General features: G+C 40.3%; 1 protein-coding gene. It reads right to left on the bottom strand.

Annotated elements, in window-relative coordinates; all coding sequences use genetic code 11:
- The coding region (locus tag SB717_RS39550) for an iron chelate uptake ABC transporter family permease subunit (RefSeq protein ID WP_410908799.1) at positions 1–236 on the bottom strand (236 nt) is incomplete at both ends.

The following is a 236-nucleotide window of genomic DNA, read 5'->3' as shown; positions in this document are numbered from 1 at the left end:
ACATTAAATAAGGTGAATTAGGGAAAAATGCATACATAATTGCAATTCCAAATACAGCCCCATCTGTAATTCCCATTAACGATGGTGAAGCAAGTGGATTTCGCGTCATGCCTTGCATAATTGCTCCTGATACCGCTAAAAAGGCACCTGCAACTACGCTCCCTATTGCTCTAGGCATGCGAAGCTCTTGAATTACGTTATGATGTGTAATAGATCCATCAAACTGAAATACAGCT

The organism is Priestia sp. SIMBA_032 (genome assembly GCF_046535215.1).
Taxonomy (GTDB): domain Bacteria; phylum Bacillota; class Bacilli; order Bacillales; family Bacillaceae_H; genus Priestia; species Priestia aryabhattai.
Note: the sequence above shows the minus strand (reverse complement) of the source record. Positions and strands in the feature narration are given on the sequence as shown.